The following is a 16,144-nucleotide window of genomic DNA, read 5'->3' on the forward strand; positions in this document are numbered from 1 at the left end:
TTCATTGAGTGTTCTATGATCCGCTTATGGCCCCACCGCCCCTGTCGATGAAACCGACCGGTTGGTTCCAGGTCGCATGGTCGGACGAGATCGGTGTCGGCGCCGTCCACACGATGAAGTACTTCGGCCGGGAGATGGTGGCCTGGCGTGCCGAGTCGGGGCGGCTCACCGTGATGGACGCTTATTGCGAACACCTGGGCGCCCACCTCGGTTTCGGGGGGACGGTGCACGGCGAGGTGCTGCAGTGCCCATTCCACGGGTGGCAGTGGAATCAGCAGGGTCGCAACGTCTGTATCCCCTACGAGGACCGGCCCAACCGTGGCCGGCGCATCACCACCTATCCGGTGGTCGAACGCAACGAGTCGGTCTACCTCTGGCATGACGTCGAAGGCCGCGAGCCGTCCTTCGACGCCCCGGACGTGTTCGCCGGCTTCGACGATGGAAGCAGCGCCGTCGACTACTACCCGCAGCAGCGGCTGTTCGAGCCGGGCCTGGAGATGCACCCGCAATATGTGCTCGAGAACGGCGTCGACGTCGAGCATTTCCGGTACGTCCACGACACCCCGATCAGCCCGGTCTTCACCCGGCACGACTTCGACGCCCCGGTGGCGTTCGTCGACTTCACGATCACGTTCACCGGTGACGACGGCCAGCGCATCGAGGACGTCACCAGTGGTGTCGAGGCCATCAATGGCGGACTCGGCATCGCGGTCACCAAGAGCTGGGGGATGATCGACAACCGCACGATCTCGGCGATCACGCCGGTCGACGACACCACCTCCGATGTGCGGTTCATGGTCTACATCGGCCGTACGCGCGGCGAGTCCGCCGCTAGTGATCCGGAGCGGGCCCGGGCCCGGGCCGACGAGTTCGGCGCCGAGGTCATCCGGCAGTTCCGCCAGGACATCTACATCTGGTCGCACCAGCGCTACTCCGATCCGCCGGCGCTCGCAGGCTCGGAGCTGGCCGGCTTCACCGCAATCCGCCAGTGGGCCAAGCAGTTCTATCCCGACGGCAAGGGCGGCAGCGCCGCCGAGCTGATGCAGAAAGGCATTCGATGACGTTAAGGGTGTTCCAGGTGGCGACGGGCAACGTCGGCTCGGAGATGATCAAGAGAATCGCAACCCAGCCCGATCTCGAACTGGTGGGAGTGCACTGCTACTCCCCGGAGAAGATCGGCCGCGACACCGGCGAACTCGTAGGGCTGGCGCCCAACGGGGTGATCGCCACCGGCACCGTCGAGGAGATCATCGCCGCCCAGCCCGACGTGCTGACCTTCCACGGTGTGTTCCCCGACGAGGACCTCTACGTGCAGGTGCTCGAGGCGGGCATCAACGTCGTCACGACAGCCGACTGGATCACCGGCTGGCACCGTGACCGCAACCACCCGCACCACTCGGGCAAGCCGGTCACCCGATTACTCCAAGAGGCTTGCGAGAAGGGTGGTTCCACGTTCTACGGCACCGGGATGAATCCGGGCGTCAACCAGATCCTCGGGGTGGTGTGCTCGGCCGATGTCGCCGACATCGAGAACGTCACCACCATCGAGTCGGTGGACGTGTCATGCCATCACTCCCGCGACACCTGGATCGAGGTGGGATACGGCCAGCCCGTCGACGATCCGTCGATTCCGGGCAAGCTGGAGAAGTACACCCGGGTGTTCGCCGACAGCGTGCTGATGATGGCCGACTGCTTCGGCCTGACACTCGACGACGTCGCCTTCAGCTACGAGCTCGGCGCGTGCACCAAGGACGTCGACCTGGGCTGGTATCAGCTGCCGAAGGGTTCACTGGGCGGCAACTACATCAAGTATCAGGGCATGGTCGACGGGGTACCGCGGGTCGAGACGCACCTCGAATGGCAGATGACGCCGCACACCGACCCGTCATGGGACATCAAGGGCTGCTACATCACTCAGATCAAGGGCGACCCGAACATCTACAACAAGCACATGATCTTCCCGAAGCCCGGCGTCGACCTGTCCGACCCGGCGAGCTTCGCCTCGATTGGGATGACCGTGACGGGCATGCCGGCGCTCAACGCCATCGCCGCCGTTGTCGCGGCCCAGCCGGGAATCCTCACCAGTGCCGACCTGCCGCTGCGCGGATTCGCCGGGCGCTTTCGGCTCTGACCGATGTCGACGTTCCGCCAGAAGGCAATCCAAGCACTGGCACCGCGGGTACTTGCGGATGCTGTCGGTCCGGATCGAATACGGACCGGCGATGCAGCGCTATCGTGGCGGAGATGCTGGGGCGGCGGATGATTCAGTCCGGTGACGGGACTCTGGCGAGCCTAGCGGCCTTCGAGGAATCTCTGCACTGATCTGTCGTACCCCCGTGGCATGATCGAAAGTATGTTCGAATCGGCCGAGGGGATCGATTGCATCCTCGCGATGGGATCCGCCGCTCAGGCGGAGTCGCGCGCGATCGCCGAACGCCTCGCCGCGGTGGCCCGGCTCCACGCACTCCGGACGCGGGAGTACCCCCACGTCGAGTACTGGGTCACGGACGTCCACGAGGCGGTCGCCGCCGAAGTGTCGGCGGCGCAGAACATCAGCCGGTCACGCGCGGGAAGCCAGGTGCGAATGGCCGTCTCACTGCACCAACGCCTCCCTCGAGTCGCCGAGATCTTCGCCCGGGGGCAGATCGACCTGCGGATGGTCCAGATCGTGCTCAACCGCACCGACAACGTCGAGAATGACGTCCTCGCGGATTTGGACGCCGCGTTGGCGCCCGAGCTGGTCGGGTGGATGCGGTTCTCGGAGAAGAAGTTGAAAGAACGCGTGGACCGGTGGGTGGCCACGTTTGATCCTGCCGGGGTGCGCGTTCCGCCGAATGTCCGGGACAACCTGTACTTCACCGTGGAACCTCACCTGCCGGGCACGGCGTTCGCCGGCGGGCTGCTCGACGCACTTGATGCCGCGGCGCTGGACCAACGCCTCGACGCCCTGGCCGCCACGGTGTGCGATGCGGATCCCCGCACCCCCGGGCAACGGCGGGCTGCCGCTTGCGGCGCTCTGGGCCGCGGCGAATCGACGCTGGCGTGCCGGTGCGAATCTCCGGAATGCCCGGCGGCGGCACTGAAGGCATCGGCTGCTGACGTTGTCGTTCACATTCTGGCTGAGCAGGCCACGATCGACGGAAGTAGCAATGCCCCAGGCTATCTGGAGGGCTTCGGCGTCCTGCCCGCCGAAGAGGTGCGTCAGGCGGCCGCGGCGGCGGAGTTGCGCCCGGTCAACCGGCCCGGCGACGATCCGGAGCCCGGATACCGGCCGTCGCGCCGGCTCAAGGACTTCCTCCGATGGCGTGACCTGACGTGCCGCTTCCCGGGCTGTGACGCTCCGGTGCAGCGGTGCGACGTCGACCACACCGACCCATGGCCCCTCGGGGCCACGCACCCGTCCAACAACAAGCATTACTGCCGCGACCATCATCTGATCAAGACCTTTTACACCGGTGCGCACGGGTGGCGCGACGAGCAGCGACCCGACGGCACGGTCGTGCTGATCGCCCCGACCGGACTGGTCTATGTCACCGACGCCCATGGTGGACAACTGTTTCCGACGCTGGCGGTGCCGACGGCCGAGCTGCCCGGCTCCGTCGCTGCGCCGGTGGGAGCGGACAAGACCGCGATGATGCCGCGCCGCAAGAAGACCCGCGATCAGGACCGGCGGGATCGCGTGGAGCGCGAGCGGCGGCAACGCATCGAGCTCGATGCGCAACGCGAACGAGCCCATCAAGCGTGGCTGGCCGAGACCTACGAGCCTCCACCATTCTGAACCTCGCGCGGATTCACCGGTTGTCAGTTTGCCTCGACGAGGTATCCGGTTGTCGGCGCTGCCAAGTGAGGTCGATCGTTGACCACGTAGAGGGGCGTCCATGCCGGCGTGCCAGATGCGTCGAGATACAACGTGATTGCCTGAGCTGTCGGCGGACTGCGTTTCAGTGATGCGTGGCCTGTGCCGCGGGTGTGGTCGATCGCTTCCTCCAGCAGGGCAGCCGCATCCGCGAGTTCACCATCGGAGACCGCCAGCAGCAGGTCCTGATCGATCTGGACGTCGGCCGGAAACACTCCCAGCACATGCGCGGGTGCTTCCCACTGCAGCCAGCGGAACAGTTCGTTGCCGGACAAGTCTGCCACCGCGTCGATCGGCGGCAGCCCGACGCACCAACGGCGCAGCGTGGCGTAGTCGGCCGGGGTGAATATGGGCATGCCCTGCGCGAAGTGCGGAGGCGCATACTCGCTTGGCGCCCAATCGCCGGTCAGCATCTCGTGGAACGCCGGCACGAACGCGACCCCGACACCGACGTTCCGGACCACCAGCCAATTACCGCTGGCGCAGTGCTCCATACCGCAGTGCTCGCAGATGCGGACCTGCACAGGCGTCTCGTCCCACGTGGTCAATTCAGCGGCGTTCGAAAAGACAGCGCCGTCGATGACGATCTGGGTCACTCTCTGGTCGGGCCCGCCCGAGGAGCTGAGATCGAGTGTCACGGGGTGTGTGGTGAGGCGACCAACGACCCACATCGTCGCCTCCCCTCTCCGGCCGGCCGCGACCTACGAACAGCCTCATTCTGAACCAGGCGCGGTCAGCGCGCGGGGTCGATGGAGAGCACCAGGGTTTCCAGGCGCCGCACCAGCAGGCTCGGCAGCCAGCGTGCCGCGCCGACGGCCTCGAAACCGCGGGTGTGCGTCAGCAGATGTTCGAGTACGATTCTGGCCTCGAGACGGGCCAACGATGCGCCGACGCAGAAGTGCACGCCTCTGCCGAACGCTATGTGGCCCCGGCCGTCTCGGCGATCGATCCGGAACTCCTCGGGTGCTTCGACATGCGCGGGGTCGCGGTTAGCCGCTCCCCACAACAGCACCAGGCGGTCGCCGGCGCGCAACGGGTATCCCTGGAGTTCGCAGTCCCGCAGCACATGCCGATAGTGACCCCGAAACGGCGGCTCATAGCGCAGCACCTCCTCGAGGAAGGGCGGAATCAGGGCAGTGTCGTCCCGGAGCGCCCGCTGTAGGTCGTGCCGGGTCGCCAGGATCCGGGTGGCCGAGCCGATGAGCGATGCGGTCGACTCGCCGCCCGCGCTGAACAGCGTGACCATGATGACCTGTGCGGTGATGGCGTCGAGTTCGCCTGTGGTGCAGGCTTTCACCAGGCCGTCCAGAAGCGTGTCCGGCGGCGCCGCACTATCCAACAGCCGCGAGATGTACGCCGCCAGTTCGGCGACGGCGGTACCCGCCGCGGCGAGCTGATCGGGACCGACCAGGCCCTCCAGCAGCTGGGTGCTGGCATAGCCCCACGCCGTCAACTGATCGGCGTCTTCCTCGGGGACGCCGATGAGCCGGCACACCACCATCATCGGCAGGCGATTCGCGATCGCGGACATCCATTCGATACGGCCCCCGTCGACCGCCTCGTCCCACAGCCGGTCGATCGTGTCGGTGACGAAGCACTCGAGCTCGCGGATGCGCTTGGCCGCCAGATGGGGCACCAACAACTTGCGGTGCGCAGCATGTGCGGGATCGTCGGCGATGGCCAGCACCTGCGTCGGGCCGCCGACCACATCCATGCCGAAGCCGCCGATGGAACCCCCGGGCTGGTAGGTCATCGTGCCGGTCAGGTTCGACGAGAAGTCCTCGGTGCGCGCCACCGCTTCGGTGACGGCGTCCCAGGAACACACAGCGTGGAAGTCGGAGTCGCCGATGCGGTGCACAGGGCCTGCGGCCCGCATCTGCGCATACAGCGGATACGGATCCTGGATGACCCGGTCATCGAACAACGCGGCGCCGAGCGGGCCGGCCTGAACTGCCATGTGAGTCAGGCTGAATGGTGTGCCGGGCACGAGTCAACGGATCATCGAAATCCGAGTAGCCACACCCCCGACCCGGCTCCGGCGCCGTCTCAGTGCACCGCTCCGACCAGCGGCGACGAGTGAGAAACATTGACCAACCCGTCTCACGCTGAGAACATCGGCCGATGACTTCTCGCGGCACGACGAACGACTGGCTGGTCGGTGACCGGCGGGCGGCGGCGGCCGAACGGATCTACGCCGCGGCCACCGAACTGATCGCACGGGACGGTGTCGAGGCGTTCGACATCGCGGCTCTCGAAGCCCGGGTGCACTGCTCGCGGGCCACGATCTACCGGCGCGTCGGCGGCAAGGCGCAGATTCGTGATGCGGTGCTGGCGCGTAACGCCGAGCGCATCGTCGACGCCGTGCGGTCCGCGGTCGACGGGATGAGCGGTCCCGACAGGGTGGTGACGGCGGTGACGGTGGCGCTGGAACGGATCAGGGCGGACCCGCTCGGTCAGGCGCTGATCACCTCGATGCGCGCGGCGGCCGAGATGGCCTGGATCGTCGACTCGCCTCAGCCCGCCGCCATCGCCGCGGATCTGACCGGCATCGCCGAGGAGGACGAGCTCGCCTCGCAATGGATTGTGCGCGTAGTGCTCTCGCTGCTCTACTGGCCCGTCGCCGATCCAGCTGCCGAACGCGAGATGGTGCGCCGTTTCCTCGGTCAGCCCGCACCCTTGCCGTTGTCGACGCGGTAGACGGCACCGTGGATCGCGGCGGCGTCGTCACTGGCCAGGAACGCGATCACCTTGGCGACGTCCTCGGTGGCCATGAACCCGCGCGGTGAGGCGATCCGCATAATCAGATCCCAGTCGGCGTCCTCAGGCGCCTCGAACTCGGTGGTCTGCGCGGTCGGCATGCCGCCCGGGCACACGGCGTTGACGCGCAGGCGTTCCTTTGTGAACTCGATGGCCAGCGCCCGGGTCAGGCCGACTAGCCCGTGCTTGGCCGCGCAGTAGCCCGCCGAATACACCTCGCCCTCGACACCGGCGATCGACGAGACGTTGACGATGTTGCCGCCGGTTTCCAGCAGGTGCGGCAATGCCGCGCGGCACAGCGCGAACGGCGCGGTCAGGTTCACCGCGAGGTCGACGTCCCAGTCGTCGTCGGTCATCGTCGCGGTGTGGCGCATGCGGTGGAACCCCGCGATGTTGGCGAGCACGTCGAGCCGGCCGAATCGCTCGACGCAGTCGGCCACCGCCGAGGCGCACGCCTCCCGCGAGGAGATGTCCACCGAGGCGAACGCGCTGTCCGGCATGTCCGCGAACACCTCGGCCATCCGCGAGGCGTCCCTGGCGATACCGAACACCGTCGCGCCCTTCTCGGCGAACAACCGGGCCGTCGTAGCGCCCAGCCCCGCCGACGCCCCCGTGACCAATGCGACCTTGCCGCTGAGCTGACTCATGGAAGGACCTTCTCACGGGCCCCTTGCGGCTCAGACCGCGGCGCGCGGTCGGACCGGCGGCACCGCCGCCAGCAGCGCCCGGGTGTACTCGTGCTCGGGTGAGCTGAACAGCTCCTCAGCGGGCCGGTTCTCCACCACCTCACCGTCGCGCATCACCAGCACGTCATGGCTCAGCTGCCGGATCACCGCCAGGTCGTGTCCGATCAGCAGGTAGGCCAACCCCAGCTCGTCCTGCAGCCGCGCCAGCAGCCCCAGGACGCGGGCCTGAACAGACACATCCAGCGACGCGGTGGCCTCGTCGAGGATCAGCAGATCCGGCTCGGCGGCCAATGCGCGCGCGATGCTGACCCGCTGACGTTGCCCGCCCGAGAGCTCGTGCGGGTAGCGCTGCGCGAACTCGGCCGGCAGGCCGACCAGGTCAAGGAGCTCGGCCACCCGCGCCCGCCGCGCCGCGGCGCCGTCGGCCAGCCGGTGCACCGCCAACGGCTCGGCGACCGAGGACTCCACGCGCGCACGGGGATTCAGCGACGAGAACGGATCCTGGAACACCAGTCCGATCCGCCGGCGCAGCGCCTTCACGTCGGCCCTACGCACCCCGAAGATGTCCGCACCGGCCAGCGTCGCGGTGCCGCGGTCGGGTTTCGCCAGACCCGTGAGCGCGGCGGCGACCGTAGACTTGCCCGAGCCGGATTCGCCGACCAGACCCAGTGTGGTGCCCCGACGGACGCGCAATGACACGTCCTTGACAGCGTGGATGGTCGAGCGGCCCACCGGGGTGGACACCGTGAACGACACGTCGAGTCCGTCGACCTCCAGCAGTGGATCGGCGTCGGGAACAGGTTGCGGCCCAGACGCATTCAGCACCGGCCGGGCGGCCAGCAGATCCCGGGTGTAGTCGTCACGGGGCCGGTCGAACACGTCGAGGATCGGAGCCTGCTCCACGACGCCGCCCTCGCGCAGCACGGTCACCTCGTCGGCCACCTGCCCGATGACGCCGAGATCGTGGCTGATCCACACCACCGCGGTGCCGAAGTCGCGCTGCAGGGTGCGGACCAGCTCGATGATCTGGGCCTGGGTGGTGACGTCCAGCGCGGTGGTGGGTTCGTCGGCGATCAGCAGTTCCGGGTCGCACGCGAGTGCGATGGCGATCATCACCCGCTGACGCTGGCCGCCCGAGAGCTGGTGCGGGTAGGCGTGCAGCCGTGTCGAGGGCTCGGGCAGGCCGACCGCGTCGAGCAGTTCCAGCGCCCGCGCCTGTGCCTCACGGCGCGTCACCCGACGGTGGGTCTCCAGTGACTCGGTGATCTGGCGCTCCAGCGTCAGCAGCGGATTGAGCGACGTGCCCGGATCCTGGAAGACGAATCCGATGCGGGAGCCGTGCACGCTGCGCAGCGTCCGCGGACTCGCGCCGACGAGCTGCACCGGCTCGTCACCACCCAGCGTGCTCGACCCGGACACCCGTGCCCCCGGCGCGTCGAGCAGACCTGTTGCGGCGAGCACCGTCATCGTCTTGCCGGACCCGGATTCGCCGACGATTCCCACCGTCTGCTCGCGGGCCACCTCGAATGACACGCCGTCGACGATCGTGCGTGCGCCGATGCGCACCCCGAGATCCTGCACCGTCAGCACCGTCATCGCTGCGCCCTCCGGGCTTCGGCGATGTTGCGCTGCTTGGGGTCTAGCACGTCGCGTAGCCCGTCGCCGAGCAGGTTGAACGCCAGCACGATCACCACGATCGTCGCGCCCGGGAACACCGCCATCCACCAGGCCATCGTGACGAACCCCTGTGAGTCGAAGATCATCCGGCCCAACGACGGTTGCGGAGGCTGGATCCCGAGGCCGAGGAAGGACAGCGCCGCCTCGGAGAGGATGGCGAACGCCAGGGACAGCGACGTCTGCACGATCAGCGGGCCTGCGATGTTGGGCAGGATGTGGCGACGCAGGATCACGTGATCGGGGGTGCCCATCGCGCGCGACACCGCCACGTACGGCTCGGTGCGCACACCCAGGGTGCTGGCCCTCGCCACCCGCGCGAAGATCGGCGTGTACACGATGCCGATCGCGAGGATCGTCGTCGTCACCCCCGGCCCCAGAATCGCGACGACGGCGAGCGCGAGCAGCAGCACCGGGAACGCGAACATCACGTCGACCAGGCGCATCAGCACGGTGTCCAGCCAGCCGCCGCGGTAGCCCGCGAGCACGCCGACCGTCACCCCGACCACGACGGCGAACGCGACACTGACCACGGCGATCCGCATCGAGGCCTGCGTGGCCACCAGCACACGCGACAGCACGTCGCGGCCCAACTCGTCGGTGCCGAACCAGTGCCCGCCGCTGGGCGGGCGCAGTGCGTCGGGCACGTCGACGTCGTTGACACCTTGCGGCGCAATCAGATTGGCGGTCACTGCGACGACGGCGACGGCCAGCAGGATCAGCGCGCTGACCGCGGTGACGGGATTGCGCAGCAGAAGCCGCCACGACGCGACGCGAGTGCTGTCGGTGGTCGTCATGCCAGCCGGATCCTCGGGTCGACCACCGCGTAGAGGACGTCGACGAGCAGGTTGATCGCCAGGAACAGCGCCGCGATCAGCAGCACCGCGCCCTGGATCACCGGGTAGTCGCGCGCGGCGACCGCGTTGTACACCAGCCGGCCCAGCCCCGGCCAGGCGAACACCACCTCGACGACGATCACGCCGCCCAGCAGCGTCGCGAGCTGAATGCCGGTGATGGTCAGGATCGGCACCAGCGCGTTGCGCACCGTGTGCCGGAAGGTGACGACGCGCGGCGGCAGCCCCTTGGACCGCGCGGTGCGCACATAGCCCATCGCGGCCACCTCGAGCACCGCCGCGCGCACGTAGCGCGTCATGATCGACGCGGCCACCACGCCGACCGTCAACCCGGGCAGGATGATGTGGCGCAGCCACCCCCCGGGATCGGAGAACAGCGGGCGGTACCCGGACGTCGGCAGCCACCCGAGCGTCGTCGAGAACAGCGCGATGAGCAGGATGCCCATCCAGAAGTCGGGCACCGAGACGCCGAACTGACTGGTAACCCGGACGATCGCATCGCTGACGCGGCCCTCCCGCAGCGCCGAGTAGGTGCCGGCCGGCAGCGCGATCGCCAGCGCGATGACGATGCCGGCCAGCCCGAGCGACAGCGTCGCGGGCAGCCGCTCCAGCAGGGTCACCGTCACCGGGTCGCCGTTGCGGAAGCTCACCCCCAGGTTCCCGGTCAGCGCCGAGCCCACGTAGCCGAAGAACTGCGACACGATCGGGCGGTCGAGCCCGCTGGCGCTGCGCAGCGCGTCGTACGCCTCCGGGGTGTAGCGGGTGCCCAGGGCGATGCGGACCGGGTCGCCCGGCACCAGGTGCACCAGCGCGAAGACCACCACCGTGACGCCGACCAGCACGACGAGCGAGTACAGCACCCGGCGCGCGACGAACCGGGCGATCGGATGGGTCAGTACCGTCGGCATGCTCATCACGACTCGCTCCCGCCGGTGTCGAGCACCGCATGCCGGAAGCGCACCGCACCGTCGCGGCGCGCCTCGTATCCGGTCAGCGCCGGATTCCACGCCTGGATCACCGACGAGTTGTACAGGTAGATGTAGCTGACCTTGTCGGCGATCAGCGTCGCGGCGCGCGCGTAGTCGGCGACCCGGGCGGCGTGGTCGGTCTCGACGCGGCCGGCGTCGAGCAGCCGGTCCACCTCGGGATCGGAGAACTTCTGCGCGTTGCTGGTGCCGTCGGTGTGGTGCTGGGCGTAGTAGAAGTCGTCGGGATCGATGTTGCCCAGCCACCCCAGCATGAGCATGTCGAAGTGGCCGGAGTTCTGTTCGTCGAGCCACGTCGCGAAGTCGACGGTGCGGATCTTGACGGTGAAGCCGAGCGGCGCGAGGTTGTCGGCGACGATCTGGGCCGCGGTCACCGTCTCCGGATACTCGGAGGTGACCAGCATGTCGAGATCGCCCGGCGTGACACCGGCCTCGGACAGCAGCTCGCGCGCCTTGTCCACACCGCCCTGGCGGTAGCGGTCGTACGGCGTGTACCACGGGTTGCCCTCGGGGATCGCGAGCTCGTTGGCCTTGGCGGTGCCGTAACTGGTCGCCTGCACGATCCCGTCCCGGTCGATGGCGTAGGCGATCGCCTGGCGGACTCGCACATCGTTGTACGGCGCGTGCGCCTCGTTGAGTGCCAGATACCAGTAGTCGTTGCTCGGGGTGACCGCCAGCTTCACCGAGTCGTCGTCGGAGAGCTGCTGAACCCGTTGCGGCGGAATCGAATCCGTCCAGTCCACTTCACCGGCCTGCAGCGCGGACAGCGCCGTCGACGGCTCGGAGATGAACCGGAACGTCACGCCGGGCACACCGGGCGGACCGTCCCAGTAGTCCGGATTGGCCACCAGCGAGATCGAGTCGCCGCTCTTGCGTCCGGCGAAGCGGAACGGCCCGGTCCCGACGGGATGAGTGGCGATCTGGCCACTCTCGACGTTGCGGCGCGACACGACCGCCATGCCCTTGAAGCCGCCGATGTTGGTCAGCATGTTCGGTGTCGGCCTGCTGACCCGGATCACGACGGTCGCCGGATCGGGCGCCTCGACGGAAGTGACCGCGCTGAACTTGTCGGAGTTGGCCAGCTTCTCGTCGATGATCCGGCGGTAGGAGAACACCACGTCGTCGGCGGTCAGCGGCGTACCGTCGTGGAATTTCACCCCTGGCCGGAGGTGGAACGTCCACTCCCGCTGGTCGGGACTGACCTCCCACGACGTGGCCAGCGCCGGGCGCATCTGCAGGTTCTCGTCGGGTTCGACCAGCGTGTCGAAGACGTTCTCGAGCACCTCGAACGAGAAGTAGGCCGTGGTCTTGTGCGGGTCGAGTTGATCGGGCTCCCCGGCGATCGCGGCGACCAGTGCACCCGAGGCGCCCTCGCCGAGATCGACCCGCCGGCCCGTCGAACACCCGGTCACCGACGCCACCATCACGACAATGGCGAGGACAGCGGTCCACACCGCGGTCCTCGCCATCATGTATCACCCCGGACTCGAGCCTGCTCGAAACCTGTTACCCGATGGTCTGACACGACAAACCCGTGACTTTGTCCGCGCCCGGCTGAAATACTCGTCGGCGTGATGATCGCGCGCGCACTGGCCGCCCTCCTGGTCGCCCTCGGCGCGGCCGTGACCTGGCCGGTACCGGCCAAGGCCGACCAGGTGATCGAGGGCATCTTCACCTACACCCCGGCCGAGGGGACACCGGGTCTGTGGACGATCTACCCGTCATGTGTGCCGGTGGTCGGCGATCTGCGTGAGCCCCTGTACCTGCCCGTGGGCTGTCGACTGCACGTCCAGGGGTCCACCGGCGTGACCGGCGGCGACGCCGTGCTGACCGGAGGCATGTGGGTCTTCACCACACCGAAGGACCGGGGCATGCAGTGCCCCGACGGCACCTGGGCGCCGACGGTCGAGGTGATCAAGTTCGACGACGTCACCATGACCGGCACGCGCAGCGTCACCCACAACGGCAACTGCGGCCTGCCGCCGGGGATCATCAACACCCCGTTCACGCTGGCCTACAAGGAACCGCTGCCGATCCCGGTCGACCGGTACCCCCTGATCTGCGAGCCGGGCGGACTGCGGCGCTGCTTCTGACGATCGGGAAGGTCGCCGACATCACCGGTCCGGGCATCACCGATCGGTGGGGCGTGACATGCGCCGACCTGGGGCAGTGCGTGCAGACCGCCGACGGGTCGCTGGTGGCGGTGTTCGGCGACACGTTCTCGGGCAGCCGAGTCGGCAGGGGCGACTGGCGGTCGCCGGTTGCGCTGATCGGCCGCGGCGACGCCCGTCACGCGATCGTGTGGGAGCGTGCCGGCGGCCCGGATCCCGACTATGCCCGCCGACTGCTGCCCTACGTCCACGACCACGCGGGCATCAGCACCGTGATCCCGTCGGATCTGCTGCGGATCGGGGACGCGATCTATCTGCACGCCATCGTCAACCGGGGGCTGGGCAACGTGCTGCACACCGAGCTCTGGCGTTCCGAGGACGGCGGGCAGCAGTGGCGCCCCCTCGGGGAGAACGCGACGTTCCCCGCGGAGCTGCACCACGGCCACGCGCAGTGCTGGTCGTGGGACCTGGACCCGGACTGCGGCTGGGTGTACGTGATGGCCACCGGCTTCCAGCGCGACAAGGGCATCATCGCGATGCGGGTGCGGCCGTCGGACATCGGTGACCGGTCGAAGTATTCGGCGTGGGGCCTTGCCGGTGGCCGGTGGGGGTGGGGTCGCAGAGCCACCCCGATCACGCCGCCCGGCGAGCGGTGGGGCGAGCTGACGTTCCGGCGGCTCGCGCCGCGCACCTGGGTGCTCGGCGGATTCTTGGCCTCGCGATACGCGTTGGGCTACCGGGTGATCGAGTCCCCGATGGTCGACGTGCGGACCGCGCCCCTGCAGCTGCCGGTGCGGGGCTGCGGGTGGCACGCCGAGGACCACGCCGGCAACCGCATCGCCCAGCTCTACGGTGGGTACCTGCTGCCCGGGTCGCGCCTCGACGTCCACGGCGGGGTCGGTCTGGTGGTGTCGCAGTGGCACACCGACGCCGGATGGCCTTATCGCGCCATGCAATTCAACGTCACCCTGCACGACACCAGACAGCGCGAGGAGAGGCGGAACCCGTGACGGCATCAGATAAGAAGCGAGTGGTGATCTGGGGGACCGGCTTCGTCGGCCGGATGGTCATCGCGGAGGTCGTCGAGCATCCGCGCTTCGAACTGGTCGGTGTCGGGGTGAGCAACGCCGACAAGGTCGGCCGCGACGTCGGGGAGATCTGCGGGCTGCCGGCTCCGCTGGGCCTCACCGCGACCGACGACATCGACGCGCTGATCGCGCTCGAACCCGACGCGCTGGTGCACTACGGGCCGACCGCGGCCCACGCCGACGTCAACATCGAGGTGATCACCCGCTTCCTGCGCGCCGGGATCGACGTGTGCTCGACGGCGATGACGCCGTGGATCTGGCCGACCATGCACCTCAACCCGCCCAACTGGATCGAACCCGTCACCGTCGCTTGCGAACTCGGGGAATCGTCCTGCTTCACCACCGGTATCGACCCGGGTTTCGCCAACGACCTCTTCCCGATGACGTTGATGGGCCTGTGCTCGGAGGTGCGCACCGTGCGCGCATCGGAGCTGCTCGACTACACCAACTACACCGGTGACTACGACCGCGAGATGGGTATCGGCAAGCCCCCGGAGTACCGGCCGATGCTGGAGAATTCCGACATCCTCGTGTTCGCTTGGGGCGCAACGGTTCCGATGATCGCTCATGCGGCGGGCATCATGCTCGACGAGATCACCACGACGTGGGAGAAGTGGGTCACGCCCACTGAGCGCACGACGGCCAAGGGCGTCATCGCGCCGGGCAACGTGGCGGCCGTCCGGTTCACGATCAACGGGGTGTACCGGGGCGAGACCCGCATCCAGCTCGAGCACGTCAACCGGATCGGCAACGACGCCGCGCCGCAGTGGCCGTCGGGCAACCAGAACGACGTCTACCGCGTCGACATCGAAGGCACGCCGAGCATCTTCCAGGAGACGGCATTCCGCTTCACCGACGGCTCCGGGCGGGATGCCGCCGCGGCCGGCTGCCTGGCGACCGGGCTGCGGGCGCTCAACGCCGTCCCGGCGGTCAACGATCTGTCGCCGGGGTGGGTCACCGCGCTGGACCTGCCGCTGATCCCGGGAGTGGGGACGATCCGCTGACCGCGCTCAGCTGCGCGGCCGCTTGACCAGAACAATGTAGGCCAACGGGATCTGGGTGCGCTCGGGTGCCGCCGCCAGCCGCGCGGCGATGCCCTTCTCCAGCCGATCGTGCAGCTGCGCCACGCGCGGATCCGTCGGACCGCCCTCGAGCGCGGTCGACAGCGCCGCGAACGTCGACGCCCGCGCGAAGCCGGCCCACCGCGCGCCGAAATCCGTTGCGTCACCGTCGACCTGGTAGCGATCCCAGAACCGGTCCTGGGCGTCGACGATCTCCAGGTGGGCGATCTCGAGGCGCTCGAACAGACCCGACGGCGCGAACGGTGCCGCGAAGTCGGCGGCCCGGCGGGCGAAGGTCGGTATGCACATGCGGCCGACCTCTTCGGCGGTGACCATTCCGGCCGCCGCGATCTCGTCGAGCGTGTCCGCCATCGCGGTCAGCAACGGGCGGAAGCCGAGCTCACCGTCCTCGCCGATACCCATCGTCGTCACGACCAGGCGTCCCCCCGGGCACAGTTCGCGGCCGCGGAATGCGACGAACTCGTGCCAGTCGCGCGCGGCCTGTTTGGCGTAGGCGGCCTGCACCTCTTCGTCGCCGCACGTGGCCACCTGCAGGTGGCCCCCCAGGATCGGCGCCGGCACCCGGCTCAACCATTGGATCGCCCACGAACTCCAGCCCAGATTGACGCTGTTGGACGGCAGGATCTGGGCATAGAACGAGCGGCCGACCGCCGACGCGAACGCCGCACGGTCCTTCGCCAGATAGGTGTCGGGGTCCTCCTCCAGCGTGCGGAACAACGCGGTGAAATCGTTCTCGGGCCGGTCGGTGTGGGCGACGAGCACCGAGTGTTCGGGCCGAGTCCTGCTGCGCAGCACGCCGATTGCGGCGCCGATCGGCAGCAGCGAGTTGTGTCCGCTTGCCGCGCCGTAGTCGGCGATCACGATCGGCTGGGGCGGCGAGGGCAGCGGAACCTCCGCGGCGGCCTCGGAGAAGATCTCGATCGCCCGGGCCAGACCGGCGGCCTGCAGCCGCGACGCGGCGGTATAGGTGCCGCTGCCGACCGGTTCCGGTCGGACCACGATGCTCGACTCGGGCATCTTCTGCACGGTAGTCCCCGCGCGTCACCCGCG

At 68.5% G+C, this 16,144-nt stretch carries 15 protein-coding genes; 7 read left to right on the top strand and 8 right to left on the bottom strand.

From position 1 onward, the window contains the following. The first annotated feature begins 26 nt into the window (after nt 1-26). The 3 genes from G6N45_RS14905 to G6N45_RS14915 all read left to right on the top strand — a co-directional run bounded on the left by G6N45_RS14905 (nt 27) and on the right by G6N45_RS14915 (nt 3,778). Nucleotides 27-1,061, top strand: a complete 1,035-nt coding sequence (locus G6N45_RS14905; RefSeq protein WP_163722996.1) for a 3-ketosteroid-9-alpha-monooxygenase, oxygenase component — start codon at nt 27-29, stop codon at nt 1,059-1,061. Continuing rightward, nucleotides 1,058-2,131 carry an NAD(P)H-dependent amine dehydrogenase family protein gene (locus G6N45_RS14910; RefSeq protein ID WP_163722997.1) on the top strand — a complete coding sequence of 358 codons (1,074 nt, stop codon included), beginning with the start codon at nt 1,058-1,060 and terminating at the stop codon, nt 2,129-2,131. The genes G6N45_RS14905 and G6N45_RS14910 overlap by 4 nt, the downstream gene beginning before the upstream one ends. A 222-nt stretch (nt 2,132-2,353) precedes the next feature. Continuing rightward, complete coding sequence (locus G6N45_RS14915; RefSeq protein ID WP_163728468.1) at nt 2,354-3,778, top strand: HNH endonuclease signature motif containing protein; 1,425 nt, start codon at nt 2,354-2,356, stop codon at nt 3,776-3,778. A 23-nt stretch (nt 3,779-3,801) separates the two neighbouring features. On the opposite strand, the gene G6N45_RS14920 is transcribed toward G6N45_RS14915, so the two are convergent. Beyond that, the gene (locus tag G6N45_RS14920) at nt 3,802-4,494 is read right to left on the bottom strand and encodes a hypothetical protein (protein ID WP_163722998.1); all 693 of its coding nucleotides are present in this window, start codon (nt 4,492-4,494) and stop codon (nt 3,802-3,804) included. Nucleotides 4,495-4,589: 95 nt separating this feature from the next. Then, the gene (locus tag G6N45_RS14925) at nt 4,590-5,813 is read right to left on the bottom strand and encodes a cytochrome P450 (RefSeq protein ID WP_163722999.1); all 1,224 of its coding nucleotides are present in this window, start codon (nt 5,811-5,813) and stop codon (nt 4,590-4,592) included. A 164-nt stretch (nt 5,814-5,977) separates the two neighbouring features. Here G6N45_RS14925 and G6N45_RS14930 point away from each other — a divergent pair, with 164 nt between their 5' ends. Further along, the gene (locus G6N45_RS14930) at nt 5,978-6,553 is read left to right on the top strand and encodes a TetR/AcrR family transcriptional regulator (protein ID WP_163723000.1); all 576 of its coding nucleotides are present in this window, start codon (nt 5,978-5,980) and stop codon (nt 6,551-6,553) included. On the opposite strand, the gene G6N45_RS14935 is transcribed toward G6N45_RS14930, so the two are convergent. Genes G6N45_RS14935 through G6N45_RS14955 form a run of 5 tightly spaced genes read right to left on the bottom strand, consistent with a single transcriptional unit; the run spans nt 6,520 to nt 12,282 of the window. After that, a complete protein-coding gene (locus G6N45_RS14935; RefSeq protein WP_163723001.1) occupies nt 6,520-7,260 on the bottom strand; it encodes an SDR family NAD(P)-dependent oxidoreductase in 741 nt (246 codons plus the stop codon). The genes G6N45_RS14930 and G6N45_RS14935 overlap by 34 nt on opposite strands. Nucleotides 7,261-7,290: 30 nt before the next feature. Continuing rightward, nucleotides 7,291-8,895, bottom strand: coding sequence for a dipeptide ABC transporter ATP-binding protein (locus tag G6N45_RS14940; protein ID WP_163723002.1), 1,605 nt, complete (start codon nt 8,893-8,895; stop codon nt 7,291-7,293). Further along, on the bottom strand, nt 8,892-9,770 hold the full coding sequence (locus G6N45_RS14945) for an ABC transporter permease (protein ID WP_163723003.1): 879 nt from the start codon (nt 9,768-9,770) through the stop codon (nt 8,892-8,894). The genes G6N45_RS14940 and G6N45_RS14945 overlap by 4 nt, the downstream gene beginning before the upstream one ends. Continuing rightward, nucleotides 9,767-10,735: an ABC transporter permease gene (locus G6N45_RS14950; RefSeq protein WP_163728472.1), complete on the bottom strand. Its 969-nt coding sequence runs from the start codon at nt 10,733-10,735 to the stop codon at nt 9,767-9,769. Before G6N45_RS14950 ends, G6N45_RS14945 begins: the two co-directional genes overlap by 4 nt. Before the next feature lie 5 nt (nt 10,736-10,740). After that, nucleotides 10,741-12,282, bottom strand: a complete 1,542-nt coding sequence (locus G6N45_RS14955; RefSeq protein ID WP_163723004.1) for an ABC transporter substrate-binding protein — start codon at nt 12,280-12,282, stop codon at nt 10,741-10,743. A gap of 105 nt (nt 12,283-12,387) precedes the next feature. Between G6N45_RS14955 and G6N45_RS14960 the strand changes: the two genes are divergently transcribed. The 3 genes from G6N45_RS14960 to G6N45_RS14970 are packed head-to-tail and all read left to right on the top strand — an operon-like array spanning nt 12,388 to nt 15,016. Then, nucleotides 12,388-12,906: a hypothetical protein gene (locus G6N45_RS14960; RefSeq protein ID WP_275997541.1), complete on the top strand. Its 519-nt coding sequence runs from the start codon at nt 12,388-12,390 to the stop codon at nt 12,904-12,906. Then, entirely contained in the window at nt 12,897-13,934 is a 1,038-nt protein-coding gene (locus tag G6N45_RS14965) for a glycoside hydrolase family 183 protein (protein ID WP_163728475.1), read from the top strand. Before G6N45_RS14960 ends, G6N45_RS14965 begins: the two co-directional genes overlap by 10 nt. Continuing rightward, on the top strand, nt 13,931-15,016 hold the full coding sequence (locus G6N45_RS14970; RefSeq protein ID WP_163723006.1) for an NAD(P)H-dependent amine dehydrogenase family protein: 1,086 nt from the start codon (nt 13,931-13,933) through the stop codon (nt 15,014-15,016). The genes G6N45_RS14965 and G6N45_RS14970 overlap by 4 nt, the downstream gene beginning before the upstream one ends. Nucleotides 15,017-15,022: 6 nt before the next feature. Here G6N45_RS14970 and G6N45_RS14975 read toward each other — a convergent pair whose 3' ends face one another. Beyond that, entirely contained in the window at nt 15,023-16,111 is a 1,089-nt protein-coding gene (locus G6N45_RS14975) for a class I SAM-dependent methyltransferase (protein WP_163723007.1), read from the bottom strand. Nucleotides 16,112-16,144 lie beyond the last annotated feature (33 nt).

Origin of the sequence: Mycolicibacterium psychrotolerans (genome assembly GCF_010729305.1) — a bacterium.
Lineage (GTDB): Bacteria > Actinomycetota > Actinomycetes > Mycobacteriales > Mycobacteriaceae > Mycobacterium > Mycobacterium psychrotolerans.